This is a genomic window from Streptomyces sp. NPDC020490 (assembly GCF_044335305.1).
In the GTDB taxonomy this organism is placed as follows: Bacteria; Actinomycetota; Actinomycetes; order Streptomycetales; family Streptomycetaceae; genus Streptomyces.
Window position 1 is genome coordinate 1 of record NZ_JBIRUY010000109.1, and the last position, 1,347, is coordinate 1,347.

General features: G+C 68.2%; 1 protein-coding gene. It reads left to right on the forward strand.

Features of this window, described 5'->3' with window-relative positions; genetic code table 11:
• Positions 1 to 227 precede the first annotated feature (227 nt).
• On the forward strand, positions 228 to 1,337 hold the full coding sequence (locus ACH4ZX_RS40320; protein ID WP_398283918.1) for an ISAs1 family transposase: 1,110 nt from the start codon (positions 228 to 230) through the stop codon (positions 1,335 to 1,337).
• Positions 1,338 to 1,347: the final 10 nt, after the last annotated feature.

The following is a 1,347-nucleotide window of genomic DNA, read 5'->3' on the forward strand; positions in this document are numbered from 1 at the left end:
CAAGGCTTGCGCAAGTTCCCGGGATCGCCCAACTGGCGTGAGAGTGTCGCTGGTTGGGGTGGATGACAGAGCGGACACGGGATCCGTGATCATTCAGGTGTCTAAGCCAAGTGATCAAGAGGGTTCCCGTGTCCGCTGTCTCATCTTCCCCGATCCCTGCCGTGTTGGCCAAGTTGGGTCCGCTCCATCCAGACGACAGGTCTGACCTGCGGTTCTTCCTGGAAGCGGTGCCCGATCCTCGCTCCCGGCGGGGCCGCTGGTACTCGCTGACCTCGATCCTGCTGGTCTGCGCGGCCGCTGCGGTCTCGGGAGCCCGGACCATCGACGAACTCGCCGAGTGGGGCGCCCGCGCCGACACAGGGCTGCTCGCCACGCTCGGCGTGCGCCGTCACCTGCTGCGCCGGCGGCATGCACCCTCCCGGTCGGCGATCGGAAGGGTCCTCGAGCGTCTCGACACCGACGCACTCGATGCGGCCGTGGGAGCCTGGCTGGCTCACCGCCATAGCGCCGCAGCCCCGGGCAGGCGACGGGTGATCGCCGTGGACGGCAAGGCACTGCGCGGCTCCGCCCGCCTCGACCAGCCCCGCCGGCACCTGCTGTCCGCCGTCACCCACGGCTGCCCGGTCACCCTCGCCCAGGCCGAGGTCGGGTCCAAGACCAACGAGACACGGCACTTCCAGCCCCTGCTTGCACCACTCGACCTGGACGGAGACGTCATCACCTTCGACGCGCTGCACTCCGTGAAAGCCAACGTCACCTGGCTGGCCGAGACCAAGAAGGCGCACTACGTGGCCGTGATCAAGCCCAATCAGCCCACCGCCTGGGCCCAACTGGACGGTCTGGACTGGCATGCGGTGGCCATCCAGCACACCGCCTCGAACAAGGGACACGGCCGTCGCGAGTCCCGCTCGATCAAGACTCTCGCCATCGCCGACAACCTTGGCGGCATCGCCTTCCCCCACGCGAAACTCGCCCTCCGCGTCCACCGCCGCCGCAAAGAGACCGGCAGGAAGGAGACCCGCGAGACCGTCTACGCGGTCACCAGCCTCGACGTCCACCAGGCGAAACCAGCCGAACTCGCCTCCCACCTGCGCGGACACTGGACCGTGGAAGCCCAGCACCACATCCGCGACCGTACCTTCGCCGAAGACGCCTCCACAGTCCACGCCGGCAACGCACCCCGCGCCATGGCCACCCTCCGCAACCTCGCGATCGGAGCCCTCAAAGCCCTCGGAGCGACCAACATCGCGAAGACCACCCGCGCCATCCGCGACCAACCCGAACGGGCCCTCCCCATCCTGGGCATCACCTACAAGCCCGACCTCAACGGAACTTGATCAAGCCCTG